The 26,621-nt window shown below is 52.9% G+C and carries 27 protein-coding genes and 2 pseudogenes; 9 read left to right on the forward strand and 20 right to left on the reverse strand.

The window, feature by feature from the left end; translation table 11 throughout:
- Nucleotides 1-2: 2 nt before the first annotated feature.
- On the reverse strand, nucleotides 3-965 hold the full coding sequence (locus ACIKP9_RS13155; RefSeq protein ID WP_400883779.1) for a YVTN family beta-propeller repeat protein: 963 nt from the start codon (nucleotides 963-965) through the stop codon (nucleotides 3-5).
- 221 nt (nucleotides 966-1,186) lie between these two features.
- On the opposite strand from ACIKP9_RS13155, the gene ACIKP9_RS13160 reads away from it, so the two are divergent.
- A complete protein-coding gene (locus ACIKP9_RS13160; RefSeq protein WP_400883782.1) occupies nucleotides 1,187-1,705 on the forward strand; it encodes an RNA pyrophosphohydrolase in 519 nt (172 codons plus the stop codon).
- A gap of 54 nt (nucleotides 1,706-1,759) precedes the next feature.
- Here the strand turns inward: ACIKP9_RS13160 and asd are convergent, their stop codons facing one another.
- The 8 genes and pseudogenes from asd to ACIKP9_RS13200 all read right to left on the reverse strand — a co-directional run.
- Nucleotides 1,760-2,608 carry an archaetidylserine decarboxylase gene (asd, locus tag ACIKP9_RS13165; RefSeq protein WP_400883785.1) on the reverse strand — a complete coding sequence of 283 codons (849 nt, stop codon included), beginning with the start codon at nucleotides 2,606-2,608 and terminating at the stop codon, nucleotides 1,760-1,762.
- A gap of 184 nt (nucleotides 2,609-2,792) precedes the next feature.
- On the reverse strand, nucleotides 2,793-3,809 hold the full coding sequence (gene ilvC / locus ACIKP9_RS13170; protein WP_400883788.1) for a ketol-acid reductoisomerase: 1,017 nt from the start codon (nucleotides 3,807-3,809) through the stop codon (nucleotides 2,793-2,795).
- Nucleotides 3,810-3,864: 55 nt separating this feature from the next.
- On the reverse strand, nucleotides 3,865-4,356 hold the full coding sequence (ilvN, locus tag ACIKP9_RS13175) for an acetolactate synthase small subunit (protein ID WP_089374550.1): 492 nt from the start codon (nucleotides 4,354-4,356) through the stop codon (nucleotides 3,865-3,867).
- A 10-nt stretch (nucleotides 4,357-4,366) separates the two neighbouring features.
- Nucleotides 4,367-6,073, reverse strand: a complete 1,707-nt coding sequence (locus ACIKP9_RS13180) for an acetolactate synthase 3 catalytic subunit (protein ID WP_230348834.1) — start codon at nucleotides 6,071-6,073, stop codon at nucleotides 4,367-4,369.
- A 160-nt stretch (nucleotides 6,074-6,233) separates the two neighbouring features.
- On the reverse strand, nucleotides 6,234-8,018 hold the full coding sequence (locus tag ACIKP9_RS13185) for a GspE/PulE family protein (protein WP_400883793.1): 1,785 nt from the start codon (nucleotides 8,016-8,018) through the stop codon (nucleotides 6,234-6,236).
- Between the two features lie 65 nt (nucleotides 8,019-8,083).
- Entirely contained in the window at nucleotides 8,084-8,950 is an 867-nt protein-coding gene (nadC, locus tag ACIKP9_RS13190) for a carboxylating nicotinate-nucleotide diphosphorylase (protein WP_400883796.1), read from the reverse strand.
- A 47-nt stretch (nucleotides 8,951-8,997) separates the two neighbouring features.
- Nucleotides 8,998-9,801 (reverse strand): annotated as a pseudogene (locus ACIKP9_RS13195) (methyl-accepting chemotaxis protein); the annotation flags it as partial.
- 249 nt (nucleotides 9,802-10,050) lie between these two features.
- Nucleotides 10,051-10,593 (reverse strand): annotated as a pseudogene (locus tag ACIKP9_RS13200) (MCP four helix bundle domain-containing protein); the annotation flags it as partial.
- A gap of 260 nt (nucleotides 10,594-10,853) precedes the next feature.
- Between ACIKP9_RS13200 and ACIKP9_RS13205 the strand changes: the two are divergent.
- Nucleotides 10,854-11,462 carry a glutathione S-transferase family protein gene (locus ACIKP9_RS13205; protein ID WP_400883799.1) on the forward strand — a complete coding sequence of 203 codons (609 nt, stop codon included), beginning with the start codon at nucleotides 10,854-10,856 and terminating at the stop codon, nucleotides 11,460-11,462.
- 23 nt (nucleotides 11,463-11,485) lie between these two features.
- Here the strand turns inward: ACIKP9_RS13205 and mnmA are convergent, their stop codons facing one another.
- Nucleotides 11,486-12,568 carry a tRNA 2-thiouridine(34) synthase MnmA gene (gene mnmA, locus ACIKP9_RS13210; RefSeq protein WP_400883802.1) on the reverse strand — a complete coding sequence of 361 codons (1,083 nt, stop codon included), beginning with the start codon at nucleotides 12,566-12,568 and terminating at the stop codon, nucleotides 11,486-11,488.
- Nucleotides 12,569-12,595: 27 nt separating this feature from the next.
- A complete protein-coding gene (locus ACIKP9_RS13215; RefSeq protein WP_400883805.1) occupies nucleotides 12,596-13,039 on the reverse strand; it encodes an NUDIX hydrolase in 444 nt (147 codons plus the stop codon).
- 176 nt (nucleotides 13,040-13,215) lie between these two features.
- Here ACIKP9_RS13215 and ACIKP9_RS13220 point away from each other — a divergent pair, with 176 nt between their 5' ends.
- A complete protein-coding gene (locus ACIKP9_RS13220; protein ID WP_400883808.1) occupies nucleotides 13,216-13,794 on the forward strand; it encodes a Maf family protein in 579 nt (192 codons plus the stop codon).
- A gap of 66 nt (nucleotides 13,795-13,860) precedes the next feature.
- Complete coding sequence (rng, locus tag ACIKP9_RS13225; protein WP_400883811.1) at nucleotides 13,861-15,312, forward strand: ribonuclease G; 1,452 nt, start codon at nucleotides 13,861-13,863, stop codon at nucleotides 15,310-15,312.
- Nucleotides 15,313-15,384: 72 nt separating this feature from the next.
- Here rng and ACIKP9_RS13230 read toward each other — a convergent pair whose 3' ends face one another.
- From ACIKP9_RS13230 to ACIKP9_RS13240, 3 genes are read right to left on the reverse strand one after another with little or no spacing between them, the layout of a single operon-like run.
- Entirely contained in the window at nucleotides 15,385-15,960 is a 576-nt protein-coding gene (locus ACIKP9_RS13230; protein ID WP_400883814.1) for a YggT family protein, read from the reverse strand.
- Nucleotides 15,961-15,993: 33 nt separating this feature from the next.
- Nucleotides 15,994-16,806, reverse strand: a complete 813-nt coding sequence (gene proC / locus ACIKP9_RS13235; RefSeq protein WP_400883816.1) for a pyrroline-5-carboxylate reductase — start codon at nucleotides 16,804-16,806, stop codon at nucleotides 15,994-15,996.
- A complete protein-coding gene (locus tag ACIKP9_RS13240; protein WP_400883819.1) occupies nucleotides 16,803-17,510 on the reverse strand; it encodes a YggS family pyridoxal phosphate-dependent enzyme in 708 nt (235 codons plus the stop codon). The genes proC and ACIKP9_RS13240 overlap by 4 nt, the downstream gene beginning before the upstream one ends.
- 77 nt (nucleotides 17,511-17,587) lie before the next feature.
- On the opposite strand from ACIKP9_RS13240, the gene ACIKP9_RS13245 reads away from it, so the two are divergent.
- The 5 genes from ACIKP9_RS13245 to ACIKP9_RS13265 all read left to right on the forward strand — a co-directional run bounded on the left by ACIKP9_RS13245 (nucleotide 17,588) and on the right by ACIKP9_RS13265 (nucleotide 21,578).
- Nucleotides 17,588-18,631, forward strand: a complete 1,044-nt coding sequence (locus ACIKP9_RS13245; protein WP_400883822.1) for a type IV pilus twitching motility protein PilT — start codon at nucleotides 17,588-17,590, stop codon at nucleotides 18,629-18,631.
- A gap of 18 nt (nucleotides 18,632-18,649) precedes the next feature.
- On the forward strand, nucleotides 18,650-19,786 hold the full coding sequence (locus tag ACIKP9_RS13250; protein ID WP_400883891.1) for a PilT/PilU family type 4a pilus ATPase: 1,137 nt from the start codon (nucleotides 18,650-18,652) through the stop codon (nucleotides 19,784-19,786).
- A 53-nt stretch (nucleotides 19,787-19,839) separates the two neighbouring features.
- The gene (locus tag ACIKP9_RS13255; RefSeq protein WP_400883825.1) at nucleotides 19,840-20,592 is read left to right on the forward strand and encodes a TerC family protein; all 753 of its coding nucleotides are present in this window, start codon (nucleotides 19,840-19,842) and stop codon (nucleotides 20,590-20,592) included.
- A gap of 78 nt (nucleotides 20,593-20,670) precedes the next feature.
- Nucleotides 20,671-21,402, forward strand: coding sequence for a hypothetical protein (locus ACIKP9_RS13260; protein WP_400883828.1), 732 nt, complete (start codon nucleotides 20,671-20,673; stop codon nucleotides 21,400-21,402).
- Nucleotides 21,399-21,578, forward strand: a complete 180-nt coding sequence (locus tag ACIKP9_RS13265) for a type II toxin-antitoxin system RelE/ParE family toxin (protein WP_400883831.1) — start codon at nucleotides 21,399-21,401, stop codon at nucleotides 21,576-21,578. Before ACIKP9_RS13260 ends, ACIKP9_RS13265 begins: the two co-directional genes overlap by 4 nt.
- Nucleotides 21,579-21,707: 129 nt before the next feature.
- Here the strand turns inward: ACIKP9_RS13265 and ACIKP9_RS13270 are convergent, their stop codons facing one another.
- From ACIKP9_RS13270 to ribBA, 6 genes are read right to left on the reverse strand one after another with little or no spacing between them, the layout of a single operon-like run.
- The gene (locus tag ACIKP9_RS13270) at nucleotides 21,708-22,982 is read right to left on the reverse strand and encodes a dihydroorotase (protein WP_400883833.1); all 1,275 of its coding nucleotides are present in this window, start codon (nucleotides 22,980-22,982) and stop codon (nucleotides 21,708-21,710) included.
- A complete protein-coding gene (locus tag ACIKP9_RS13275; protein ID WP_230348819.1) occupies nucleotides 22,979-23,932 on the reverse strand; it encodes an aspartate carbamoyltransferase catalytic subunit in 954 nt (317 codons plus the stop codon). Before ACIKP9_RS13275 ends, ACIKP9_RS13270 begins: the two co-directional genes overlap by 4 nt.
- Nucleotides 23,932-24,456, reverse strand: a complete 525-nt coding sequence (gene pyrR / locus ACIKP9_RS13280; protein ID WP_400883837.1) for a bifunctional pyr operon transcriptional regulator/uracil phosphoribosyltransferase PyrR — start codon at nucleotides 24,454-24,456, stop codon at nucleotides 23,932-23,934. Before pyrR ends, ACIKP9_RS13275 begins: the two co-directional genes overlap by 1 nt.
- Nucleotides 24,453-24,893 carry a Holliday junction resolvase RuvX gene (gene ruvX / locus ACIKP9_RS13285; RefSeq protein WP_400883839.1) on the reverse strand — a complete coding sequence of 147 codons (441 nt, stop codon included), beginning with the start codon at nucleotides 24,891-24,893 and terminating at the stop codon, nucleotides 24,453-24,455. The genes pyrR and ruvX overlap by 4 nt, the downstream gene beginning before the upstream one ends.
- Entirely contained in the window at nucleotides 24,886-25,455 is a 570-nt protein-coding gene (locus tag ACIKP9_RS13290; protein ID WP_400883842.1) for a YqgE/AlgH family protein, read from the reverse strand. The genes ruvX and ACIKP9_RS13290 overlap by 8 nt, the downstream gene beginning before the upstream one ends.
- A gap of 50 nt (nucleotides 25,456-25,505) precedes the next feature.
- Nucleotides 25,506-26,591 carry a bifunctional 3,4-dihydroxy-2-butanone-4-phosphate synthase/GTP cyclohydrolase II gene (ribBA, locus tag ACIKP9_RS13295; protein WP_400883845.1) on the reverse strand — a complete coding sequence of 362 codons (1,086 nt, stop codon included), beginning with the start codon at nucleotides 26,589-26,591 and terminating at the stop codon, nucleotides 25,506-25,508.
- Nucleotides 26,592-26,621 lie beyond the last annotated feature (30 nt).

The raw sequence follows: 26,621 nt of genomic DNA on the forward strand, positions 1-26,621 counted from the left end.
AATCAATGTGACGTCTTGTTGAGTATAAACTGCCCGAACGCCCGGCTTTGCTTGCCTGTGGGGATGTCCTGGACATGTTTATGGCTACTGGCGTCTATCACTGAAACCGAGTTGTCAAACCAGTTGGCAACGTAAATCTTGTGGCTGGCGGCATCGTAGTTGATCCCTTCGGGGAAGCCGCCAACACGAATCTTGGTCACTTCTTTGCGTTGTGTCAGGTCAATCACTGACACGGTATCGGCCTGGGTATTGCTGACGTAAGCATAACGGTTATCTGGACTCACCGTGACGCAGTATGGGTGTTCTCCCACGGCAATGGTATGCGTATCGAAATTGTCCAGATTGATGACTGAGAGGCTATTGGCATACACATTGACAGCAAGTAATTGTTTGCCGTCAGGGCTGAGCGTGATGCCAAATGGGTGTTCGCCTGTGGCAACGCGTTGCAGCACCTTGAGCGTTTGCGTGTCGATAATGGCAAGGTCGTTGCTGTCACGGTTGGCAACATACAGCTTGCTGCCATCTGGACTGATCACGATGCCAGCCGGGGCTTTGCCTATGCTGACCTCGCGGCGTTGAGATGTGTCAGCAGTATCGATCACCAGAACACGGTTGTCATTCCAGTCAGCGACATAAAGGCTTTTGCTGTCCGGTGACAAGGCGATGCCGACTGGTGAGCCAGAAATATCAATCGTATCGACGACGCTATAGCTATTGGTGTCAATGACAGAAACCGAATGGCTATCCACATTGCTGATATAAGCCTTGCCGAGGCTTTGCGAAGTGGCTACGCCCACTGGAGCTTTACCTACGGCAATGGTGGCGATGATGCTGTGATCGGCAAGGTTAATCACGGAAACCGTATTTTCGCCCTGATTGGTAATGTAAGCCTCATCGGCACAAGCCAAAAACGAGACTGTCAGGAGAAGTAAGAAGCTGCTGAGGGTACGGATGTTGTGTTTCACTGTTGATGGCTATTTTGCAATCAGGTTTTGCTGGTTGAATAAAATAACGCGACAATGTCGGCTAAGGTTGACGTGGCAGTATACGGGCGTGCCGCAAACAGCGTCAAGACTGGATTTCTCCTGTGTTTCCCGGGATTGTAAAGCGGCAGAGAGGGCTTGCCCAGCTTTCAATATGGAGCGAAATATGGAAAAATGACGACAAACTATAGAGGTATGTTGTCATGATAGATCGGGATGGATATCGCCCGAATGTTGGCATTATTTTATGTAATGCCCGCAATCAGGTGTTTTGGGGTAAGCGCATCCGCGAACACTCTTGGCAGTTTCCGCAAGGCGGGATCAAATATGGTGAAAGCCCTGAGCAAGCCATGTACCGCGAATTGATGGAGGAGGTCGGGTTACGTCCCGAGCATGTCAAAATCCTGGGGCGTACCCGGGATTGGCTGCGATATGATGTGCCTACCAACTGGATCAAGCGTGAATGGCGTGGCAGTTACAAAGGGCAGAAGCAAATATGGTTTCTGCTGAGGCTGGTGGGGCGTGATAGCGATGTATCGTTGCGTGCCAGCACGCATCCGGAGTTTGATGCCTGGCGCTGGAGCGATTACTGGGTTGCGATGGACTCGGTGATTGAGTTCAAGCGCGATGTCTATCGCCTGGCGTTGAAAGAGCTTTCTTCTCATTTGACCGAGCGTCGCCGCACGCGGATAGTGGAAAAGCTGGATCAGTCGATGCGCTAGATTTTGTGTTTGAAGATTAAAGGGTTCCAGTCTTAGGCTGGAACCTTTTTTCATTCAGCGCTTGTCTGCCATGGCCTCTCCCAGTCGAACGGAGCGTGCGGGCTGCCAGTCGCTCTGGAAGCTGAGTTGCGCGGTTTCGGGGTAGAGCAGTACCACGGTGGAGCCGAGCAGGAAGCGCCCCATTTCTTCACCTTGCTTCAAGTAAATTCCCTGTTCGTGATAAAGCCAGGTGCGGGTTTTGCCCGTGCGCGGCGGATTGACGATGCCATGCCATACGGTCGCCATGCTGCCGACGATGGTGGCTCCTACCAGCACCAGTACGAACTTGCTATCTCCATGTGCAAACTCACATACCACGCGCTCATTACGTGCGAATAGGCCGGGTACATGTGCCGCTGTCAGTGGGTTGACCGAAAAAAGGTCGCCAGGCACATAGGTCATGGAGAGTAATTTGCCATCGCATGGCATGTGGATGCGATGATAGTCGCGTGGGCTGAGATAGATAGTGGCAAAGTGCCCATTCTCGTAGTACTTGGCCATCTCGCTGTTGCCCGCGAGCAATGCTGTCGTGGAGTATTGGTGGCCTTTGGCCTGAAAAATCTGGTCTTTCTCAATTGGGCCGAATTGACTGATCGCACCATCGACCGGACAGATTTGCGCTGCATTCGCCAGTGGGCGTGCTCCGGGTTTGAGGGCGCGGGTGAAGAAGTCGTTGAAGCTGGCATAGCTGTTAATGTCGGGGTTTGCTGCTTCCAGCATATTGACCTGATAGCGTTTGGCAAACCACTGGATGACCGCAGTAGTCAACCAGCCAGCACGTAGGTGCGCAAGTTTGCCTGCCAAGGCGGTGAGTGCGGTTTTGGGAATCAGGTACTGTAGTTTGATGGAGCTGGGTGTAGGCACACAAACCTCTTATTAACAAATGACGGAATGTAAAAAGAGGCTGGACATTGTCCAGCCTCTTTTATTCTAACGTAGAACTTTGCTTGCTTAGCTCTGGAAGAGGGCTAAGTGTAGCAGTCAGCCATAACTGTTAGTTCTTGGATTGGGCTTGAGTATGATCAATTGACCAAGAACTAAACGCTGATTAGTTCTTGGATTGATCGACCAGCTTGTTCTTGGCAATCCAAGGCATCATGGCGCGCAGTTGACCACCCACTTGCTCGATCGGGTGAGCAGCGTTGAGGCGGCGGCGAGCAGTCATGGATGGGTAGTTGGTGCGACCTTCCAGGATGAACTGCTTGGCGTAGTCACCATTCTGGATGTTGGTCAGGCACTCCTTCATTGCAGCACGGGCTTGATCTGCAATCACGCGAGGGCCAGTGACGTACTCACCGTATTCTGCGTTGTTGGAGATCGAGTAGTTCATGTTGGCAATGCCGCCTTCGTACATCAGGTCGACGATCAGTTTCAGTTCGTGCAGGCACTCGAAGTAAGCCATTTCAGGCGCATAGCCAGCTTCAACCAGTGTCTCGAAACCAGCCTTGACCAGTTCAACGGCACCGCCACAGAGGACTGCTTGTTCGCCGAACAAGTCAGTTTCAGTTTCTTCGCGGAAGTTGGTTTCGATCACGCCGCCCTTGGTACCGCCGTTAGCAGCTGCGTAGGAAAGCGCAATGTCCTTGGCCTTGCCGGATGCATCTTGGTAAACCGCGATCAGGGAAGGTACGCCGCCACCCTTGAGGTATTCGGAACGTACAGTGTGGCCTGGGCCCTTAGGTGCGATCATGATCACGTCCAGGTCCTTGCTAGGCACGATCTGGTTGTAATGCACGTTGAAGCCGTGAGCGAAAGCCAGCGCAGCGCCCTTCTTCAGGTTAGGCTCGATTTCAGCGTGGTAGATTTCTGCCATGGTTTCGTCTGGCAGCAATACCATCACAACGTCAGCGCCAGCCACTGCATCCTTGATTTCCTTGACGTCATGGCCTGCGTTAACAGCCTTCGCAAAGGAGCTACCATCCTTACGGGCACCGATAGTCACGGTAGCACCGGAGTCCTTCAGGTTTTGCGCGTGAGCATGACCTTGGGAACCGTAACCGACGATGGTGACCTTCAGTTTCTTGATCAGGGAGAGGTCTGCGTCCTTGTCGTAATAGACTTTCATTTTTTACCTTTCAATACAAATGGAGGCTGCTGCCCGTGTAGGGCGGCATGAGTGTTTAAAGTTTGAGTATCCTGTCGCCGCGACCAATGCCGGAGGCACCAGTGCGAACGGTTTCGAGAATGGCGGCCTTGTCCAGCGCTTCCAGGAAGGCATCCAGTTTGGAGCCGGAGCCAGTCAACTCGATGGTGTAGCTACCGTCTGCTACATCAATGATGCGTCCGCGGAAAATGTCGCACATGCGCTTCATTTCATCGCGGAACGATCCTGTTGCCTTTACCTTGACCAACATCAGCTCGCGTTCGATAAAGCGGCCATCGTTGAGGTCCAGTACCTTGACCACATCAATCAGCTTGTTGAGCTGCTTGATGATCTGCTCGATCACTTCATCCGATCCGGAGGTGACGATGGTCATGCGTGACAGCGTGGCGTCCTCTGTGGGTGCCACGGTCAGGGATTCGATATTGTATGCACGCGCGGAAAACAGGCCGGCCACGCGAGACAGGGCACCGGCTTCGTTTTCCATCAATATGGAGATGATATGTTTCATGCTGTTCTTCTTACAGGTCTTCAGCCAGGATGATTTCGGAGAGTCCCTTGCCATTTGGCACCATCGGGAACACGTTTTCGTTCTGGTCGGTGATGAAGTTCATGAACACGAAGCGATCAGTCATGTTAAATGCATCGGTGAGGGCACCTTCGACATCGGACGGCTTTTCAATGTTCATGCCGACGTGGCCGTAAGACTCGGCGAGCTTGACGAAGTCAGGCAGGCTGTCCATATAGGATTCGGAGTAACGGTTTTCGTAGAAGAACTGCTGCCATTGGCGCACCATGCCCAGATAGCGGTTGTTGAGCAGGATCACCTTGATCGGCAGGTGGAACTGCTTGCAGGTGGAGAGCTCCTGGATATTCATCTGGATGCTGCCTTCGCCCGTAACGCAGGCGACCTTGGCCTTGGGGTCAGCAAACTGTACGCCCATGGCATAAGGCAGGCCAACACCCATGGTGCCTAGTCCGCCAGAGTTGATCCAGCGACGTGGCTTGTCGAACTTGTAGTACTGTGCCGCCCACATCTGATGCTGGCCAACGTCAGAGGTCACATAGGCATCGCCCTTGGTGACTTCCCACAGTTTCTCGATCACGAATTGCGGCTTGATGATCTCGCTGTTACGGTTGTAGCCAAGACAGTTGCGACCACGCCATTCTTCAATTTGAGTCCACCATGCTTTGAGGGCTGCTGCATCTGGCAAGCGAGCCTCGGCATCCAGCAACTCGTTCATTTCAGTCAGCACGGATTGCACGTGGCCGACGATAGGCACATCTACCTTGACGCGCTTGGAGATGGAGGATGGGTCGACATCGATATGAACGATGGTGCGATCTTTATTATAAAAGTGCTGTGGGTTGCCAATGACGCGGTCATCAAAGCGCGCGCCAACCGCAATCAGCACATCACAGTTCTGCATCGCCATATTGGCTTCCAGCGTGCCATGCATGCCTGGCATGCCGACAAACTGCTTGTCTGTTGCAGGGTAGCCGCCCAAGCCCATCAATGTGTTAGTGACTGGGAAGTTCAGTCGGCGTGCCAGCTTGATCAGTTGATCGGCTGCATCACCCAATACCAAGCCACCGCCGGTATATAGCATGGGGCGCTTGGCTTCCAGCATGAGCTTGATCGCCTTCTTGATCTGGCCGGAATGTCCCTTGAGGATAGGCGTATAGGAACGCATTTCCACTGTTTTTGGGTATTCGAATTCGCCAAGGTGCGCGGTGATGTCCTTGGGGATGTCAACGACCACCGGGCCTGGACGGCCAGTGGCAGCGATGACGAATGCCTTCTTGATGGTGGGCGCAATATCCTTGACATCCTTCACCAGGAAGTTGTGCTTCACGCAAGGGCGTGAAATGCCGATCATGTCGACTTCCTGGAAAGCATCCAGACCGATGGCCGGTGTGGGGGCCTGGCCGCTGATGACGACCATGGGGATGGAGTCCATATGCGCGGTGGCAATGCCAGTGATGGCATTGGTGGCACCTGGGCCGGAGGTTACCAGGGCAACACCAACTTCACCGGTAGCGCGAGAATAGGCATCGGCTGCATGGACAGCGGCTTGCTCGTGGCGGACAAGAATGTGCTTGAACTTGTCCTGTTTGAATATTTCGTCGTAAATGTTGAGCACCGCGCCACCAGGATAGCCAAAAACGTATTTGACGTTTTCTTCCTGCAAGCAGCGAATGACGATTTCTGCGCCAGATAATTCCATAGATATTGCTTGTTATGCCGAGAATTTGGGAAACTTAGAACACTAACGGTTTGTGCCTGTTTGGTCAAGGTAGATTAAGTGAATACCTGCTTTAAGCTGGTGATTTTTAAGTGGCTTGTGACTTGCTGGTCTAATTGGTGGCGAGCCACTTTATATCTGGTCATGCAAAAGGCGGCGGGGCGACTTTGAGCAGTTCTTCTATCGTGGTCAGGCCTGCAGCAATTTTTTCGGCACCGTTAATCAGCAATGGCTGCATGCCTTGTTGATAAGCCAGCTTTTTAATGCTGGCTAGGTCAGCGTCTGGCGTGATGAGTTTTTTGAGCTCGGGTGAGAGTGAGAGCATCTCATAAATACCGCTACGACCACGATAGCCTGTCATGCGACATTCCAGGCAGCCGTTGGCGGTATATACCTGCGCTGGCTTGGGAAGTTTCCAGGCCCCCACTAGTTCATCCCAGCGCTCCTGGCTGATGTCGGCAGGTGTTTTGCAGTGCGGGCACAAAGTGCGTACCAAGCGTTGCGCCATGATCCCGACCAGCGAAGAGTGGATGAGGTAGGGGGGTATGCCAAGGTCTAGCAAGCGTGTCACTGCTGCAGGTGCATCATTGGTATGCAGGGTGGAGAGTACTAGGTGGCCGGTCAAGGCGGCCTGGATTGCCATTTCCCCGGTTTCCACGTCACGAATTTCGCCGACCATGATGATGTCTGGGTCTTGGCGCAACAGGGTGCGTACGCCATCTGCAAATGTCAGGCCGATGTTGTGCTGCACCTGCATCTGGTTGAAGGCTGGTTCGACCATTTCGATGGGGTCTTCTACGGTGCAGACATTGACTTCAGGTGTTGCCAGCAATTTGAGTGTGGAATAAAGCGTAGTGGTTTTACCTGAGCCGGTCGGCCCAGTGACGAGCACAATGCCATTCGGACTTTGTGTCCAGTGGGTCCATTTTTGCGCTTGCTCGTTGGAAAAGCCCAATTCGACAAAATCTTTCACCAGGATTTCTGGCGTGAAGATACGCATCACCAGCTTTTCGCCAAAGGCGGTTGGCATGGTGGAGAGGCGTAGCTCAATTTCCTCACTTTCATCGGTCAAGGTCTTGATACGCCCGTCTTGCGGGCGGCGTTTTTCCACCATATCCATGCGCCCCAGCAGCTTGATTCGGTTGGTGATGGCGCTCATGATGGCACTGGGTAGCTGATATACCTGATGCAACACGCCATCAATGCGGAAACGCAGGATGCCCATGTTGCGGCGCGGTTCCAGGTGAATGTCACTTGCACGTTGCTCAAAGGCGTACTTGAACAGCCAGTCTACAATGTTAATGACATGCTGCTCGTTGGCATCCAGGTTCTTGTTCTTGCCAAGTTCGACCAATTGCTCCAGGTTTTGCACACCAATCACTTGGCCTGTTTTTGCGGTATTGGCTAGGTTAATGGAATTGGCGAGGTTGTAGACCTCTGGCAGGTAGCGGCTGATTTCGCGTGGGTTGGCGACTACCAGTCGGATGCTGAGCTTGAGGATGCGCTCCAGGTCAGGTATCCATTCGATAAAGAAGGGTTCGGCGGTGGCGATGATGGCTTCCTGCCCGCTGATTTTCACCGGCATGATCTTAAGTCGCTCGGCATAAGCCTTGGAGATGACTTGTGCAACCGCACTGAAATCCAGCTTGAGCGGATCAATGTGAAAGTGTTCCAGCTGCGCGCGTTTCGCCAGCCAGGCAGTGAGTACCTCCAGGGAAAGTTGCTTGTGCGGCGGTTGCAGGTTTTTCCACTTTTGCTCGCTGATGATGATCAGTGGGTGCAGGTTGGAACTATCCAGCCGACGATCCTTGAACAACTGCTCTGCCTGCAATTTATGCACGAGGCCATCATTGACCAGCATGCGTAATGTATCGCCTAGGGAAAGGCGACCAGGGGTAGGGTGGAAAGTGGCGCTGGATAGACTCATGAGCTGAATACTAAAGACTCATGCAGCAAAAGTCGATGCGGTAAAAGACGTTGTGTAAGCTGCCATTAAATAGGGTCAGGCTGGAAACGCATGGAAAGATCAACAGCGTGGACATGCTTGGTCAGGCCGCCAATGGAAATACGGTCAACGCCGGTCAGTGCAATTTCCCTGACGTTATCTAGTTCGATGCCGCCCGAGGCTTCCAGGATGGCTTGGCCATTGGTCAATTGCACGGCTTCCTTCAATTGAGATGTCTCGAAATTATCCAGCAGGATGAGTGTGGCACCTGCATCTAATGCGATACGCAGCTGCTCCAGTGTTTCCACTTCAATCTGGATAGGCACATCGGCATTGAGTGCTCGGGCATTCTGCAATACTGCTTCAATGCTTCCTGCTGCGGCGATGTGGTTTTCCTTGATCAGGATACCGTCATAAAGCCCGATGCGCTGATTCATACCACCGCCGACACGCACGGCATATTTTTGCGCCAACCTTAATCCAGGCAAGGTCTTGCGCGTGTCGAGGATATGCGATCGTGTACCTGCAATTGCATCCACATAACGGCGTGTCGCTGTGGCAGTGGCGGAAAGAGTTTGCAGGAAGTTGAGCGCGCAGCGCTCGGCGGTCAATAATGCGCGGGCAGGCCCGGATAGTTGGCACAAGATGGTGTTGGGAGCCACTTTGTCACCTTCCTGTACTTGCCATTCAATGGCGATGTCCTTGGAAATGTGCCTGAAGGCTTCTGTGGCCCATGGGATGCCACAAATCACGGCATGGTCACGACAAAGTATAGAGGCAGTTGCCGCTTGCCCTACGGGAATCAACTGGGCTGTGAGATCGCCGCTGGCGATGTCTTCGTCAAGCGCCTGCATGACATCATGCTGGATAATGTGATGCAGGCGGGGAAGTTCGTGCTGGAGTGTCGTATGCATGGCAACCATTATAATGGTTGCCTCCTGCCACACGGAATACTTGTGGCTTAAGCGCCTGCCAACTGCTGCAAATCTGTGCGGTGGGCGCTGCTAGGCAACTTGAAGTGTGTCACGGTTTTCACTAGATCTTGCGCCTTGTCATTCATGCTGCTGGCTGTGGCTGCAATTTGTTCCACCAGGGCGGCATTCTGCTGGGTGACCTCATCCATTTGCGAGACCGCTTGGCTGACCTGGCTCGCTCCCTGGGCTTGCTCGCTGCTTGCCGTGCTGATTTCGCTAACCAGGCTGGTCACGCGCTGAATGGCCTGATCAATCTTGCTCATGGTGGCTCCAGCCTCGGACATCTGCTCAGAGCCCTTCTTGACGCGAATGACACTGCCATCAATGAGTGACTTGATTTGTTTGGCAGCCTCTGCTGACCTGCCAGCAAGATTGCGAACTTCACTCGCAACCACGGCAAAGCCTCGCCCTTGCTCGCCAGCACGTGCTGCCTCAACAGCGGCATTGAGGGCCAGAATGTTGGTTTGGAAGGCAATGCCATCAATCACAGAGATGATGTTGGCGATCTGGCGTGAACTTTCATCAATATCCTGCATGGTGGCAATCAATTGTTGCATGGCTTCCCTGCCGCTCTGGGCGATGGTTGCTGCATCATTGGCCAAGGCATTGGCTTGATTGGCACTGTCGGAGTTTTGTTGAATGGTTGTGGTGAGCTCCTCCATGGATGAGGCGGTTTCCTCCAGGGCGCTGGCTTGTTCCTCTGTACGCGATGAGAGGTCAATATTACCTCGGGCGATTTGGGCAGAAGCCGCGGCTACCCCATGTGCACTTTGATAGACCTGATCTACCACGGTAATCAGGCTGTCCTGCATGGTGCGTAATTGTGCCATTAGGCTGGATTGGTCGTTGTGCTTTAGCGCAATCGGGGTTGTCAGGTCGCCTGCTGCCACATGTTTCGCCATCTCGGCAGCAATGGCTGGTTCAGTTCCCAGTGCATCGGTAATGCTGGTGGTGATGTAGTAACCGCTAATGGTTGCGCCGGTCAGGCATAAGCCAATCAGGCTCAGGATAATCACCAGGTTATATTGATAAGAGGTATGGCTTTCCTGATATTGTTGTTGTGTTTCGGATAGTTGCAGTTCAATCAGTTTGCCAAGGATGTGTTGCAATGGGTCAAGGGCAGCGTACATTTCATTGGCGGCAAAGTCTCTCAAGCCGGGCATGTTGTTTGTGTGCATGAGTTGCAGAAGCTGTGTGGTAGCTATGTCTGCACGCTGGCGTATATTCTCGAAAGCCTGTACTAATTCCTTTTCTTCTCCCACCAGATAAGTGGCGAGATATGCTGCCCATTGCTCCTGAATGGTTTGCTTGGCTTGGGTAATCGATTCAGCCCCTTGTTGTGCCGATAGGTTGCCGTCCCTCACCTTGTGGGCGGTGTCGACAATCTGGACAGCATATGCGTCGGATACCAGTTTGATCTGTTTGAGCGGCGTTACCCGATTTTGGTATACCGCATCCAATCCCTCTTTTTCCACATGCATGCCATATAGGCCGATGACGCCAATGACGGTAATGCATAAGCACAAGCCCAAGAGTAGTGCGAGCATCTTGGTGGAAATTTTCAGGGTGCCTAGTTTCATCATGTCTCCTCTCGTCTATGAAGGTAGTAATTTGCTTTTTTACTATGTTTGCTTATTTAACGGGGAGGTTGATTGATTCTTTAATCCTGCGTAAAGATTTGGCCGCGATCTTATTGCTATTTACATACGGTATCGTTGCGACAAATATGAGCATCATGCTCATGTCAGTTGGAAAAATCCTGACTTGAAAGATAACAACAGGCATCATTCACTGAAGATGATTACACTATAATGATTTCACCCCTTTAACGTAAAAGCCCCCGATGAAACTCCTATACTCGAATACCAGCCCTTATGCGCGTAAGGTGCGTGTAGTGGCTGCAGAAAAGCGCATTGAAGTGAACATGGTGCAGGTTGTGCTGGCTGACCCGGATTGTCCGGTGAATGACCATAATCCCTTGGGGAAGATACCAGTCCTGATCTTGCCGGATGGTGACAGCCTCTATGATTCACGCGTGATTGTGGAGTATCTTGATCATCGTACGCCGGTATCTCACTTGATTCCGCAAGACCATACCGCCAAGATTGCAGTGCGCCGCTGGGAAGCTCTGGCTGATGGGGTGACAGATGCGGCTGTGGCTGCGGTGATGGAAGGGCGTCGTGCGGAAAATGCGCAGGATCCTGCGGTGATTGCTAAGCAATTGGGCAAGGTAGAGCGCGGCCTGCAAACTCTGAATGATGATCTGGAAAAGAAGAAGTGGTGTGTGCAGGATAACTTTAGCTTGGCTGATATTGCCGTAGGCTGCATGCTGGGCTACCTAGAGTTGCGTTATCAGCAGCTAGACTGGAAGCAACAGTACCCCAATCTTGCCAAGCATTACGCCGCGATGATGAAGCGGGCGTCCTTCAAGGATACGGCTCCCGTTCTTTAATACACGAGAGCCGTTCCAGAGTGTTACAGTGATGAGGTGATGATGCCGCCGCCCAAGCAGACGTTGCTTTCATACACAACAACGGATTGGCCTGCGGTAATCGCCCATTGCTTGTGGCCAAAGCGAATCTCGGCGCGATCGCCTTGCAGGCTGTCGATTTCGCAGGGGGCATCTGGTTGGCGATAGCGTGTCTTGGCGGCATAGACCCAGTGGGTTTTGGGTTCTTCGTCAGCAATCCAGTGCAGGTTGTTAGCCACTAAGCCGTCATTGAGCAGTAAGGGGTGTTCATGGCCTTGCACCACAATCAATACGTTGCGCGCCATATCCTTGCCTGCCACAAACCATGGTTTGCCATTGCTTTCACGCGAGCCGCCAATACCCAGCCCCTGGCGTTGTCCCATGGTGTAATACATCAGGCCGTTATGCTGGCCAACCACTTTGCCTTCTGGCGTTTGTATCTCGCCCGGCGTGCGTGGTAAGTAGCGGCTGAGAAACTCCTGGAAAGGCCGCTCGCCGATAAAGCAGATGCCAGTGGAATCTTTTTTCTCGCTGGTGGGCAGGCCGGCCTTACGGGCGATGTCACGAATTTCGCGCTTCAACAGATGGCCAAGTGGAAACAGGGTTTTCGATAGCTGTGCCTGGTTGAGGCGGTGCAGGAAATAGCTTTGATCCTTGGTGCCGTCATCGGCCTTCATCAATTGGAACAGGCCGTTTTTCTCACGCACCTGGGCGTAGTGGCCGGTAGCCATGAGGTCGCCGCCCAGCGCCATGGCGTGGTCGAGGAAAGCCTTGAACTTGATCTCGGAGTTGCAGAGGATATCTGGGTTAGGCGTGCGGCCAGCGCTGTATTCCTCCAGGAAATTGGCAAATACGCGCTCTTTATATTCCTTGCTGAAGTTGACAGCTTCCAGCTCAATATCTAGCTTGTCCGCGACAGCCGCAGCATCAATCAAATCCTGCTTAGCTGGGCAATATTCGTCAGTATCGTCATCCTCCCAGTTTTTCATGAACAGGCCGGTGACTTCATAGCCTTGTTCTTTGAGCAAGAGTGCGGCGACGGAGGAGTCGACACCTCCTGACATGCCGACGATGACTTTTTTCTTCATGATGCGTGTTCTATCTAGGTAGTAATACTATAAATGGGTAATCACGTTGAGCGGGAAATGCTGCCCCGCCAGATAGTGCTCAACGCAGGTGAGCACTTGCGGACTACGGTGTTGGGCCTGGGTGGCACGGACTTCATCTGCCGTCATCCAAAGGGCGCGAATAATGCCGTCATCCAGCGCCAAGTCCGCCTGATGATCGTCCACCTGGCCGATAAAGGCAAATCGCAGGTAGGTAATGTCCTTGAGCGGATGGCGCCAATGGTAAATGCCTAGCAGGCTTTGCGGGGTAAAACGATAAGCGGTTTCCTCGCGTGCTTCCCTGACGGCTGCCTCCAGCAGGCTTTCGCCATTTTCCACATGTCCGGCAGGCTGGTTGAGGCGTATACCGTCTGCGGTTTCTTCTTCCACCAGGAGAAAGCGGCCTTGCTGCTCGACAATGGCAGCAACAGTGGTATGGGGTTTCCAGATCATGGGTTTGTGCACCAGCTAAGCGGGTGTTTTTTCACCCAGCAATCGTAAACCCATAATTTTACAGCGGGATTGCCTGTGAAGCCAGCGCAGGTGTTATCAGCTGGGGGTAACTTGTTTGGTGCGGCCTGGGCCGATCAGGTACTATCCGCCCAATACCAATAGGCATAGACACCAACATGACACGTATTTATCTGGCTTCTCGCTCACCACGGCGCGCAGAATTATTGCAGCAAATCGGCGTGGACTTTGTCGTCATTCCTTCCGATATAGACGAGTCTGTATATAATGCAGAACCAGCTGCCGATTATGTGTTACGACTGGCTCAAGAAAAAGCGCAGGCTTGCGCTGCTGGGCTGGAAGTGCTGGATATGCCGATATTGGCAGCAGATACGACGGTGTGCGTGGAAGGCGTGATTCTGGGCAAGCCTGAGCATGATGATGAGGCCTATGCCATGTTGTCTTCCATGTCTGGAGGCTGGCATGAAGTGCATACCGCAATCGCACTGGCGAGTACACATGGTATGCAGGTGGCGCTTTCAACCACGCGCGTCAAGATGATGGCACTGAGCCACGAAGTGATCATGGCCTACGTGGCGAGCGGGGAACCCCGGGATAAAGCTGGTGCCTATGGCATACAAGGCCTGGGTGGCACCTTGATTGAGCGAATTGAGGGCAGCTACTCGGGTGTGATGGGGCTGCCGTTGTATGAAACGGCCAGCTTGTTGAGGAATTGCGGCTTTACCATACCTGGCTAGGTGATTGGTTGCGATGCCAGTCTATATGTTGCGATTTGGAAATTAAAAAGCAAAATAAAAAACGTCATGAGTGAAGAAATACTGATCAATGTCACCCCACAAGAAACGCGCGTCGCGATTGTCGAACAGGGTGTCTTGCAAGAGCTGCATGTAGAGCGTGCTACTTCGCTGGGGCTAGTGGGCAATATCTATCGCGGCAAGGTGTGCCGTGTGTTGCCGGGCATGCAATCAGCCTTTGTCGAGATCGGCCTGCAACGCGCGGCTTTTCTACATGTGGCGGATATCCTGGAGTGCTGTAGTCCGGAAAAGGAAAAAGCTATCCAGGAGGTACTGCACGAAGGCCAGCCTATTATGGTGCAGGTGATCAAGGAACCGATAGGTACCAAGGGCGCGCGCCTTACCACGCAGATCAGTATTGCCGGTCGCTTTCTTGTCTATCTGCCGCAACAGCAGCATATAGGCGTGTCACAACGTATCGAGGATGAGGCCGAGCGCGAGTTGCTGCGTGAGCGCCTGTTGCGCCTGCTGCCGGAAAAGCGCGAGGGCGGCTATATTATCCGTACCATGTCGGAAGCGGCTACCGATGAAGAGCTGCTGGCGGATATTGATTACCTGCAAAAGGTTTGGAGCAATATTCAGGCAGCCAGCCATGGCGCTGCCGATCGTTCCTTGGTATTTCAGGATCTCGATTTGCCCATGCGCGTGTTGCGAGATGTGGTGAATGACGAAATACATCGCATCCTGGTCGACTCGCGTGAGACTTACCAAAAGCTGCTGGATTTCGCCAGCCATTACGCGGTAGGCGCGGTAAAGCGGATTGAGCATTATCAAGGTGCGCGTCCGTTGTTCGATATGTACAACGTCGAGCATGAAATCAACAAGGCCATGTCGCGCAAGGTGGAGCTTAAATCAGGTGGTTACCTGATTTTTGACCAGACCGAAGCGCTGACCACCGTGGATGTGAACACGGGTGGCTTTGTTACTGGTCGTAGCCTTTCCGATACCATCTTCAAGACCAATCTAGAGGCTGCACAATGCATTGCGCGGCAACTGCGTGTGCGCAATCTTGGTGGCATCATCATTATCGACTTCATTGATATGGATGAAGAGGAACAGCAAAGTGCTGTGCTGACCGAGCTGAAAAAAGCCGTGGTCAAGGACAGGGCACGCACTGGTGTCAATGGCTTCTCGACACTGGGCTTGGTGGAGATGACGCGCAAGCGCACGCGTGAAAGCCTGGCGCATCTGCTTTGTGAGCCTTGCCCATCTTGCAAGGGGCGCGGTGAAGTGAAAACCGCCCAAACGGTTTGCTATGAAATCTTCCGCGAGCTTTTGCGCAACGCCAAGCAATTCACCGCGCGTGAGTTCCGCATCCTCGCAGCCCCCAAGGTGATCGACCTGTTGCTGGATGAAGAGGCGCAGAGCTTAGCCAATCTTTCCGATTTTATTGGCAAGCCGATTTCCCTGCAGTCAGAAACCCACTACGCGCAGGAAACCTACGATATTGTTTTGATGTAGGCCTGACGAGAGTGACAAAAAAACCGACGATATCGTCGGTTTTTTTATGTGTGCTAGTTGCTTACCTTTTGCCTAGAACAAGCGTAATAGCTGCATTTCAGTGGGCGTGATCACCACAATCAGAATCAATTCAGCCAGGATGAATACAACCAGTGGCGTAAGGTCAAAGCCGCCCGCGGTGGGGATGCGGTTACGCAGAGGCTTTAGTACTGGACGGGTCAGTGCATCCAGCACTGGCGTGAGGATGGTATAAGGGTTGACCCAGCTCAGGATGGCTTGCAAAAAGACCGCGTAGAGAAAAATATAAATACTCAGCTTGAGTAGGCCGACAAAAGCCAGCCCCAGCAAGGCGATCCAGATAGTGTTGTCGGCCACCAGGAGCGGATAGTTGCTGATCAGTTTCGAGCCAGTCTGTAACAGAAACTGAGTAATGAAAGCAAGCAGCAAGGTGGAAGTATCCACGCCCGCAATACCAGGGATAAAGCGACGCATGGGTTTTACGGCAAAATTGGTGATGGCGACTATGGCCTGGGACACCGGGTTTTGAAACGGTGCACGCGTGAGCTGCAAGTAAAAGCGCAGCAACAAGGCCAAGGTAAATAATCCCAGGATGGTATGCAGCAGGAACTGCAAGGCGTTATTGATCATGCAGGCTCCTGGCAGAAAATGGTGAATGGCATGTTAGTCTTTTCCTAATTGTTCGCCCAGCTCGCGTGCGCGTTCAGCTGCAGCGTGTGCGGCCTGGATAATGGCTGGCTTGATGTCGGCTTGCTCCATGGAGAGGATGGCGCGCTCGGTGGTGCCACCTTTCGATGTAACTTGGGCGCGCAAGGTCGCGGCTGGAATGTCGGCCTGGCTGGCAGCCAGTTGGCTGGCGCCAAGAAATGTTTGCAAGCTCAGGGTGCGTGCCTGATCAGCGTCAAAACCCAGGTCAAGCGCAGCTTGCTCCAGTGCCTCGATGAAGTAAAACACATAGGCTGGGCCGCTGCCTGAAATGGCCGTGATTGCATCAATCTTGCTTTCGTCATCTACCCATAAGGTACTGCCTGCCGCAGAGAGTAATTGGTCGGCTTGTTCGCGTTGCTCGATGGAAACGCCCTCAGCAGCATAGAGGCCGGATACGCCGGCCTGGATTTGTGCTGGCGTGTTGGGCATGACGCGGACGATAGCGTTGTAGCCATTCAGCCAGCGGCTGAGCGCAGCGCAGGTGATGCCGGCGGCGATTGAGACGACGAGCTGCTCGGTGAGGAAGCTGGCGAGGAAGATCGCTAGGTCGCGCAGTTGCTGTGGTTTGACCGCCAGTACGATGATGTCGGAGTTAGCAACGCTGGGCAGGTGCTCCGTGGCATGCACGCCAAATTCGTTGGTTAATTCTTCACGTTTGGCGGCATCAAGCTCGATGACATTGATGGTGGCCATATTGAAGCCTTTTTGCTTGAGGCCGCCGATAATGGCGCGGGCCATATTGCCGCCGCCGATAAAGCTGATTTTCATGTTGATTGTTCTGTGGTTGGTTTGATCCGGGCGCCGAAAATGGCAGAGCCCACCCTGACTATTGTCGCACCCTCTTGAATGGCTGCGGGAAAATCTTCTGACATACCCATGGATAATGTATCCAGCGCATGACCGGCAGATTGCAATTGCTGATAAATCTCGCGTACTGCGTGAAATTGCGCGCGTTGTTTGGCGGGGTCGTCAGTCGGTGCCGGAATGGCCATTAATCCGCGCAGGCGTAGCCTGGGCAACTGCCTGATGTGTTCTGCCAGCGCCAATGCTTCTGCGGCGCTAGTGCCGCTCTTGCTATCTTCATCACTGATATTGAGCTGAATGCAGGCCTGTAATGCTGGCAGGCTGGGGTCACGCGCAGCATTTAGTCGATCGGCGATCTTGCTGCGGTCTATGCTGTGCACCCAGTCGAAATGCTGGGCAATCGGTTGGGTTTTGTTGCTCTGGATCGGGCCGATGAAGTGCCATGTGATCGCCAAGTCGTTCAGCTCCTGCTGTTTGGCGAGCGCTTCTTGCAGGTAGTTTTCGCCAAATTGACGTTGACCCTCCATGAAAAGCTCACGGATAGCGTTAGCGGGATGCGCCTTGCTCACAGCCAGCAGGCTCACGCTATTTGCTTCCCGGCCTGCATCAAGCGCAGCGGCCTCGATACGGGCCTTGATGGCTTGCCAGCGCTTGCCAATTGTGTCCATAATCCGTTCATCCTTCGTGATTGCAACCATATCCCGGCACGTGCATGGCCGGGTCAAAATTATAACAGGAGCCTTTCTTGGATATTTCTGATTTGCTGGCGTTTTCGGTCAAAAACAAGGCTTCTGACCTGCATCTTTCGGCGGGCATGCCACCCTTGATCCGGGTCCATGGGGATGTGCGCAAGATTAACGTGCCGCCACTTGATCACAGCGCCGTGCACGATATGGTGTATGACATCATGAACGATGGCCAGCGCAAGGTATATGAGGAGACGCTGGAGTGTGATTTCTCCTTCGAGATTCCCAACCTGGCCCGTTTCCGTGTCAATGCTTTCAACCAGAATCGCGGCGCTGGTGCGGTGTTTCGTACTATTCCTTCCAAGGTGCTGACCATGGAGCAGCTTGGCTGTCCGCCTATTTTTCGCGAAATTGCGCAAAATCCGCGCGGCATCGTCTTGGTGACCGGGCCGACTGGTTCGGGTAAGTCCACTACGCTGGCAGCGATGGTTGACTACATCAATGAAAATGAATTTGGTCATATTCTCACCGTCGAAGACCCGATTGAGTTTGTGCATACCTCCAAGAAGTGTCTGATTAACCAGCGCGAGGTAGGGCCGCATACATTGTCATTTTCCAATGCGTTGCGCTCTGCCTTGCGTGAAGACCCAGACGTGATCCTGGTCGGTGAAATGCGCGACCTAGAAACTATCCGGCTGGCACTTTCTGCCGCAGAGACTGGCCACTTGGTGTTCGGCACTTTGCACACCAGCTCTGCTGCCAAGACGATAGACCGTATCGTTGATGTCTTCCCGGCAGCGGAAAAGGAAATGGTACGCTCCATGCTCTCTGAATCTTTGCGTGCCGTGATCTCGCAGACCTTGTGCAAAACCAAGGATGAGCAAGGTCGCGTGGCGGCGCACGAGATTATGATAGGCACACCGGCGATTCGTAACCTGATCCGCGAGAACAAGATCGCGCAGATGTATTCTGCAATCCAGACCGGGCAGAATGTCGGCATGCAGACGCTGGATCAGAACCTGCAAGACCTGGTGCGCCGCAATGTGATTTCGTTGGCCGAAGCAAGGACCAAGGCAGCCAACAAAGACGCCTTCGTCGGTTAGGATGTTAAAAGAATGAGTATGGATCAGGGCCAAGCGGAAAAATTTGTATTTGACCTGTTGCGGTTGATGCTGGGCAAGAAGGCTTCAGACCTCTTTATCACCGCAGGTTACCCACCTGCGATGAAGATTGACGGCAAGATGATGCCTGTAACGCAGCAGGCTTTATCACCGCAGCAGGCGCGTGAAATCGCCCGCGCCATCATGAACGATAAGCAGGCGGCTGAGTTTGAAGCCACGCGCGAGTGTAATTTTGCTATTGGGATGCCGGGCGTGGCGCGTTTTCGCGTCAATGCTTTTGTGCAGCGCGGTAGTGTGGGCCTGGTATTCCGCACGATTACTACGCATATTCCTAAGCTGGAGGAACTTGGCCTGCCCGATGTTCTCAAGGACGTTGCCCTGACCAAGCGCGGGCTGGTGATTTTCGTCGGTGGCACGGGCTCTGGTAAATCGACCTCTCTTGCGGCGATGGTGGGCTATCGTAATGAAAACAGCCACGGGCATATCATCACGATAGAAGACCCGATTGAGTTTGTGCATGAGCACAAGAACTGCATCGTGACCCAGCGTGAGATCGGCGTGGATACCGATAATTGGCAGATCGCCCTCAAGAACACCTTGCGCCAGGCGCCGGATGTGATCTTGATCGGTGAAATCCGCGACCGGGAAACCATGGATTACGCCATTGCCTTTGCCGAAACCGGTCACCTGTGTATGGCGACATTGCACGCTAACAGCACCAATCAGGCGCTGGATCGCATCATCAACTTCTTCCCCGAGGAGCGCAGGCATCAGTTGCTCATGGATTTGTCGCTCAACGTGAAGGCCTTTGTCTCGCAGCGGCTGATTCCGCGCAAGGGCACTACTGGCCGCGTCGCTGCCATGGAAATTATGATCAATTCTCCCTTGATCTCAGATTTGATTTTCAAGGGCGATGTGCACGAGATCAAGGAGATCATCGCCAAATCGCGCGAGTCAGGCATGCAGACGTTTGACCAGTCCCTATTTGACCTGCATGAGGCAGACCTCATTACTTATGAGGATGCGTTACGTAATGCTGATTCGGTCAATGACTTGAGGCTCAGGGTCAAGCTGGAGGGTAAAGATGCCCACGACAAAGACCTCTCCGCAGGGCTGGATAATCTCGGTATAGTGTGAGCCTACCAGCATCGCTTGCTGGCATCCCTCATTTACTGTTCTGAAAGTCAAAAATGATTGAATGGTTGGCAAGTCCTGAAGCCTGGATTGCGCTTGCAACATTGACCGCCCTGGAAATCGTCCTCGGCATCGATAACATTATCTTTATCTCCATCCTTGTTGGCCGTCTGCCGGAAAAGCAGCGTAATGCCGCCAGAAGGCTAGGTCTTAGCTTGGCGATGATTGCGCGCCTAGCGTTGCTATTCTCCATTTCCTGGGTGATGGGTTTGACGCAACCGTGGTTTGAGTTTGCTGGGCTGGAAATATCAGGCCGCGATCTCATCCTGATTGGTGGTGGCTTGTTCCTGCTGGCTAAGGCCACGCATGAAATACACAATAGCCTGGAAGGTGCTGATGAGCATGGGGAGGCCAATGTCGCCGTCAATAGTATGGGTATGGTACTGGTACAGATTGCCATCCTCGATATCGTATTTTCACTGGATTCCGTGATTACAGCTGTTGGCCTTGCAGATCACGTGGAAGTCATGGCCGCGGCCATCATTATCGCGGTTGGCGTGATGCTGTTTGCTGCAAAGTCTATAGGCAATTTCGTCGATAACCATCCCACTATCAAGATTCTTGCTTTGTCATTCCTGATTTTGGTCGGTGTAACCTTGATGGTGGAAGGTTTTGATGTGCATGTGCCCAAGGGCTATATCTACTTTGCCATGGCATTCTCGGTGGCGGTGGAAATGCTGAATATCAACATGAGAAAACGCATGAGTAAAAGAAAGCCGGTGAAGTTGCGCAAAAAGTCGGTGCAGTAAGAGGGGCAGGCTAGCGAACCCCTGTAAACAGAGATAAGAGCGCTATTAATCAGGAAAGAGGAAAGCTGGAGGATGTAAATGGATAACAGGGAGCTATTCCAGGCGTGGTCCTTGGGCTATGGGGGATGTGATGGGGGTGATCTTGGTAGCCCTGAGAAACCTGCAATCTGGGCCTGTGGGATAGAGTGGGGTGGTGGACATCAACCGGCTGACCTGCTTAAGCAGATGGAAGAAAACGTGAGCTCTCAGTGGAACTCCAGTGGCTATGATGGGTGGGAAGAGAACATTAATTACCGCTTCAATTGGCAATTGATGAAACTGTTATCTGTGATCCATGGTGGTTATGTCTCGGAATACAAGCAATTTGCCGAAGAGCATCAGCCATTTGTGCAGGGGAAAAGCGGATATTTCAAGATGAATTTATATCCGATAGCCTTCAAGGATACCAATGATACTCGTTGGCAAAGTGGGTTCTTAGACATCACCGGGTTTCATCAAAAGTCAGACTATCTTGCCTGGTGTCATGAACATCGTTTTCCGCAAATGCGACAATGGGCGGAAGTGAGTCAACCCAAGCTGATCATCTGCCTTGGTAAAAGTTATTTGCCTGAATTCAAGATGGCATTTATGGAGCCTGATGCTGTCATCCATGAGGAGGTGATTGATGAGAAAGTACTGTATTGGGGTAGAAATTCTCAGCAGTCACTGGTTGTGGTGATCCCATTTATGGCGAATCGGCATGGCTTGAACAGAAATGTATCAATACAAAAGTTCGGGGAACATATAGCAGCATTGATGCAAGCCGCGTGAGGCGACTGAATGCTATATATCGGTGCGATTGTTCCCCGCTTCTTATATATAAATTTCGTAGCCAAGGCCAGTTGTATTTACTTGGCTGTACTCTGGATGAAGAAGTGCGGTTAGTTTATCTTGAGGCATTTGGGCCGCACGAGAGCTTCTATCGGAATATCAAACGTAACGGGTAATGCGGCGAGTGGAAAGACTGAGCTTGCTTGGGGCTTGTGGAAATGCTCAAGCGGTAATGCTTAATTTAGAAAAAGGCCACTAGTGATTCAGTGGCCTTTTGTTTGGCCAGTATTTTGATGTGCATTCAATCAGGCTGTATAAGCAATCTCGCCGTTTACTAAGGTATAGCGTACTTTGCCAGCCAGCTCTAGCCCGTCAAACGGCGTGTTCTTGCCCTGGCTCAAGAGGTTTACTGCTTCTACTTTCCAATATTGTTGTGGATCGAAGATGCAAATATCGGCTTGAGCCTCCAGTCCCAGATGACCTTGGCTGATGCCCAGGCTGGTGGCTGGCGCGTTGGTGATGCGTGCCAATGCTTCGATCAGGGGAACCTTCTGTTCCTCAGCCCATTTCAACGTGAGTGGTAGCAGTAGCTCCAGGCCTGTTGCTCCAGCCTCAGCTTCGCCAAACGGTACCAGTTTGGCATCTTCATCCACAGGCGCATGGTCTGAACATGCGAGGTCGATCGTGCCCTCTGCTAGGCCTTGTCTCAAGGCTTCTCGGTCACGTTGGCTGCGTAGCGGTGGCCGCAGGTGGCAGTTGGCATCGAAAAAGCCGATGTCATGTTCGGTGAGGTGCAGGTGGTTGATGCTGACATCGCAACTGATTTGTAGGCCTTGCTGCTTGGCTTCACGCACCATGGCCACACCTTCGGCACTGGACAGGCGGCACAGGTGCACTTTGGCCCCAGTTTCACGCACGATATGCAGGATAGTGGCGAGAGCCAGTGTTTCCGCTGCAACTGGAATAGTCCTGAGACCCAGGCGTGTGGCAACCTCGCCGTCATGTGCGACGCCGCCCTCTGCTAGGTAAGGCTCCTGCGGGCGCAACCAGACGGTGAAGCCAAAAGTGGCGGCATATTGCAGGGCACGCCATAACACTAGGGTGTCGACAATCGGTGCATCGGCTTGGGCAAAGCCGACACAGCCAGCTTCAGTGAGTTCACTCATTTCGGTGAGTTGTTTACCAAGCAGCTGGCGGGTCAGCGCACCCAAGGGGTAGACATTGCTCAAGTGCAATTGCTTGGCGCGGTGCTTGAGCATTTCCACCAGGCCAGATTCGTCAAGGATAGGGTCGGTGTCTGGTGGGCAGGCCAGGCTGGTGATACCACCGGCCACGGCAGCATGCAACTCGCTTTTTAATGAGGCTTTGTATTCGTTGCCTGGTTCGCGCAGGCGGGCGGATACGTCTACCAGGCCCGGGCAGACGATTAAGCCCTTGGCATCAATGGTCTGGTCGGGTTTGAAGTCTGCTGGCGCATTGCCTATGCCAGCAATCTTGCCGTTGCTGACGTAAATGTCTTGTACAGCATCAAGTTTGTGTCTGGGGTCGATCAGCCGCCCTTGCTTGATATGGATATTCATTCGGAGTTTCCTGCGAGGATGCTCATGACGGCCATGCGTACCGCAATGCCATAAGTCACTTGGGGAAGAATTACGGATTGTTTGCCATCAGCTACCGCAGAGTCAATTTCCACGCCACGATTCATGGGGCCGGGGTGCATGACAATCGCATCTGGCTTGGCGAGCGCAAGCTTCTCTGGTGTGAGGCCGTAACACTTGAAGTATTCCTGTGCACTGGGCAGTAATGCACCGTTCATGCGTTCATTCTGCAAACGTAGCATCATGACGACGTCTACGTCCTTCAGGCCTTCCCGCATGTCGTGATAAACCTGTACGCCAAGCTTTTCTACATGCTGGGGCAATAGAGTCTTGGGCGCGATGACACGTACCTCGGGTACGCCCAGGGTAGTGAGCGCATGGATTTCAGAACGGGCGACACGTGAATGCAACACATCGCCAATCACGGCAACACGCAAATTGTGCATGTCCGGCTTATAGCGGCGTATGGTGAAAACATCCAGCAGGCCCTGGGTTGGATGGGCATGGCGGCCATCGCCGGCATTGATGACATGGATATGTGGCGCAACATGCTGGGCAATGAAATGGGCGGCGCCAGACTCTGCATGACGCACGACGAACATATCGGCATGCATCGCGGTGAGGTTGTCTATGGTATCGAGGATAGTCTCGCCCTTGGATTGTGAGGAGGTGCCCACATTCAGGGTGATCACATCCGCTGAAAGGCGTTTGGCGGCGATTTCAAAGGTAGTGCGGGTGCGCGTGCTGTTCTCGAAAAAGATATTGCATACGGTCTTGCCACGTAGCAGCGGCACTTTTTTTACTTCGCGCTCAGCCACGCCGACAAAGGATTCGGCCGTATCAAGAATCTGGTTGAGGATGGCGCGCGGCAGCCCTTCTGTTGTGAGCAGGTGCTTGAGTTTGCCATCCTTGGTCAATTGGGGGTTATGCATCAGGCACTTGCCTCCAGGCTGAATTGGAGTTGATGGTGTTCATCGCGGGATAATTGTAGTTTCTGATCAAAGGGAATATCCAGTTGCAACGCGGCAACTTGCGGACAGATCGGCAGCTCGCGGCCACCACGGTCTACCAGCACAGCCAAGGTGATACTGGCAGGTCTGCCGTAATCGAAAAGCTCGTTCATGGCGGCGCGGATGGTGCGCCCGGTGTAGAACACATCGTCAATCAGGATGATATGGCGTTCTTCCACATCAAACGGGATTTGGGATGGGCGTGTATCTGCATGCAGGCCACGTTGGTTGTAATCATCTCGGTAGAAAGAGCTGTCGAGCATACCTAGTTCCAAAGAGCAGTCTGGATGCGAGGCTTGCAGTGTTGGGAATATGCGTTCTGCAATCCATGCGCCACCGCTATGAATGCCGACGATAGCGGTTTTCGGCTGAATGAATGGAGAGAGTTTTTGCTCTAGTGTCAGCAGCAGGGCTTCTGCATTGGGAAGTTGAGTATTCAATGTCATGAGGCAAGTCCATCAAAATAGGATTGCAATATATGTTGTGCCGCTACTTGGTCCAGCATGGGTTTTTGCTTGCGACCGGTGATGCCGCTTTGCCTGAGGGTCTGGCTGGCTTCTGCTGAACTCAGGCGTTCATCAATTAAGCGAACTGGCAGGTTGAAACGGCCTTCCAGGCGGCGTGCAAATTTGCGGCAAAGCTGGGTCAAGGCATGTTCGTCACCATTGAGGTAGCTTGGCAAGCCTACTACTAGCGTTACCGGTTGCCACTCTTCGATCAAGCTGGCAATGCTAGCAAAGCGTTTGTCATTGGCTTCAGTATCGATGGTAACGAGTGGGTGGGCAATGCCGAGCAGGTGTTCACCGATGGCGACACCAATGCGTTTTTCACCGAAATCAAATCCGAGCACGCAACCTTGCAAGCTAGCTGCCGCCTCAGGCATGCCCGGCTTCCTCGGCAAAACGGGCAAAATCCAGCCCAAGCAATGCCATGGTGGCTTGTACCTTTTCTTCTGCAGGCAGGCCGAATAATAAGTGATTGCGTTGTTCAGGCGTGGCTTCTACCGTGAGCCAGGCATTTTGCGCGAGCTCTTGTTCCAACTGGCCCGCCGACCAACCGGCATAACCAATGCTAACCACGAATTGGTCAGGGATATGGCCTTCGGCAACGGCTTGCAGGATATCCTTGGAAGTGGTCAGGCCCGTATTGGCATCAATACTGAGCGTTGAGTCCCAGTCCTCTAGTGGCTGATGTAGGACAAAGCCGCGATCCAGCTGTACTGGCCCACCGAAGTAGACTGGCCTATCCGTCAATGTGCTGGAAAGCGGTAGGTTCAGTTGCTTGAACAGCGCCTGCAGCGACATGTCGATAGGACGGTTAATGACAATGCCCATCGCGCCGTCGGCATTGTGCTCGCAGATGAAGGTGACCGACTTTGCAAAGTAAGGATCAGTCATGGCGGGCATGGCAACCAAAAACTGACCAGTGAGATTAACGTTTTCCACGCCGCTATTATCTCACATAACGATTTTCACATCACATGGCTTGTCGCTGGTTAGGGTGTTTCGACGTAACCGGTGATTTCCAGGCCAAAACCGACAATGCTGGGCATCTTGCGTGGTGCGGCGAGTAATTTCATTTTTCTGACACCCAAGTCCAGCAAGATTTGTGAGCCTATGCCGTAGTTACGCAAATCCTGGCGCAGGCGCACCGGTTCATCTGCAAACTTGATGCGTTCGACCAGGTCTTCTGCATCTTCACTATTGTGCAGCAGCACAACAACGCCCGCATCGGCTTCCTGGATTTTACGCATGGCTTGCAAGGTGTTCCAGGAATGTGAGCGACTACTTTCGTCGATGAGGTCGAAGACGGAAAGTGGCTCATGCACGCGTACCAGGACTTCTTTATCCGGGGTGATATCGCCTTTCACCAGAGCCAGATGGGTTTCCTTGGCAATCATGTCGGCATAGGCAATAAGGCGCATTGGGCCGTAAGGGGTTTCCACGTTACGTTCTGCAGCACGTTTGACGAGGCATTCATTTTCATTGCGATATTGGATCAGGTCAGCGATGGTGCCGATCTTGAGGTTATGCTGCTTGGCAAATTCAATCAGATCCGGCAGCCTGGCCATGCTGCCGTCTTCCTTGAGAATCTCGCAAATGACAGAGGCAGGTGTCAAGCCCGCTAGTGCTGACAGATCGCACCCTGCCTCGGTGTGCCCAGCACGTACTAGTACGCCGCCATTTTGTGCTGCTACTGGAAAGATATGCCCAGGGCTGACAATGTCGCTTGGTTTGGCATTCGGGGCGACGGCTGCTTGTATGGTACGGGCCCGGTCACTGGCGGAGATGCCTGTCGTCACGCCGGTGGCTGCTTCGATAGACACCGTAAAGTTGGTACCCATGCCGCTGCCATTTTTTTGCACCATGGCAGGCAAGTTAAGCTGCTTGCATCTATCTTCAGTCAAGGTCAGGCAGATTAATCCGCGCCCATGCTTTGCCATGAAGTTGATATGTTCGGCAGTCGTGAACTGGGCAGCGAGCACGATGTCGCCTTCGTTTTCGCGGTCTTCCTCGTCAACGAGGATCACCATGCGCCCTTGGCGCATGTCTTCAATGATGTCTGTAGTTGGGCTAATCATGATGGGTTAAAGATGTTTAAGTGAATACTG

Source organism: Methylobacillus methanolivorans (genome assembly GCF_044751345.1).
Classification (GTDB): domain Bacteria; phylum Pseudomonadota; class Gammaproteobacteria; order Burkholderiales; family Methylophilaceae; genus Methylobacillus; species Methylobacillus methanolivorans.

Bases quoted from the DNA above. Each gene is read 5' to 3' on its own strand.
- ACIKP9_RS13160 (WP_400883782.1), top strand. From the start codon at position 1,187: ATGATAGATCGGGATGGATATCGCCCGAATGTTGGCATTATTTTATGT.
- ilvC (WP_400883788.1), bottom strand. From the start codon at position 3,809: ATGAAAGTCTATTACGACAAGGACGCAGACCTCTCCCTGATCAAGAAA.
- ilvN (WP_089374550.1), bottom strand. From the start codon at position 4,356: ATGAAACATATCATCTCCATATTGATGGAAAACGAAGCCGGTGCCCTG.
- ACIKP9_RS13180 (WP_230348834.1), bottom strand. From the start codon at position 6,073: ATGGAATTATCTGGCGCAGAAATCGTCATTCGCTGCTTGCAGGAAGAA.
- ACIKP9_RS13185 (WP_400883793.1), bottom strand. From the start codon at position 8,018: ATGAGTCTATCCAGCGCCACTTTCCACCCTACCCCTGGTCGCCTTTCC.
- nadC (WP_400883796.1), bottom strand. From the start codon at position 8,950: ATGCATACGACACTCCAGCACGAACTTCCCCGCCTGCATCACATTATC.
- ACIKP9_RS13205 (WP_400883799.1), top strand. From the start codon at position 10,854: ATGAAACTCCTATACTCGAATACCAGCCCTTATGCGCGTAAGGTGCGT.
- mnmA (WP_400883802.1), bottom strand. From the start codon at position 12,568: ATGAAGAAAAAAGTCATCGTCGGCATGTCAGGAGGTGTCGACTCCTCC.
- ACIKP9_RS13215 (WP_400883805.1), bottom strand. From the start codon at position 13,039: ATGATCTGGAAACCCCATACCACTGTTGCTGCCATTGTCGAGCAGCAA.
- ACIKP9_RS13220 (WP_400883808.1), top strand. From the start codon at position 13,216: ATGACACGTATTTATCTGGCTTCTCGCTCACCACGGCGCGCAGAATTA.
- rng (WP_400883811.1), top strand. From the start codon at position 13,861: ATGAGTGAAGAAATACTGATCAATGTCACCCCACAAGAAACGCGCGTC.
- ACIKP9_RS13230 (WP_400883814.1), bottom strand. From the start codon at position 15,960: ATGATCAATAACGCCTTGCAGTTCCTGCTGCATACCATCCTGGGATTA.
- proC (WP_400883816.1), bottom strand. From the start codon at position 16,806: ATGAAAATCAGCTTTATCGGCGGCGGCAATATGGCCCGCGCCATTATC.
- ACIKP9_RS13240 (WP_400883819.1), bottom strand. From the start codon at position 17,510: ATGGACACAATTGGCAAGCGCTGGCAAGCCATCAAGGCCCGTATCGAG.
- ACIKP9_RS13250 (WP_400883891.1), top strand. From the start codon at position 18,650: ATGGATCAGGGCCAAGCGGAAAAATTTGTATTTGACCTGTTGCGGTTG.
- ACIKP9_RS13255 (WP_400883825.1), top strand. From the start codon at position 19,840: ATGATTGAATGGTTGGCAAGTCCTGAAGCCTGGATTGCGCTTGCAACA.
- ACIKP9_RS13260 (WP_400883828.1), top strand. From the start codon at position 20,671: ATGGATAACAGGGAGCTATTCCAGGCGTGGTCCTTGGGCTATGGGGGA.
- ACIKP9_RS13270 (WP_400883833.1), bottom strand. From the start codon at position 22,982: ATGAATATCCATATCAAGCAAGGGCGGCTGATCGACCCCAGACACAAA.
- ACIKP9_RS13275 (WP_230348819.1), bottom strand. From the start codon at position 23,932: ATGCATAACCCCCAATTGACCAAGGATGGCAAACTCAAGCACCTGCTC.
- pyrR (WP_400883837.1), bottom strand. From the start codon at position 24,456: ATGACATTGAATACTCAACTTCCCAATGCAGAAGCCCTGCTGCTGACA.
- ruvX (WP_400883839.1), bottom strand. From the start codon at position 24,893: ATGCCTGAGGCGGCAGCTAGCTTGCAAGGTTGCGTGCTCGGATTTGAT.
- ribBA (WP_400883845.1), bottom strand. From the start codon at position 26,591: ATGATTAGCCCAACTACAGACATCATTGAAGACATGCGCCAAGGGCGC.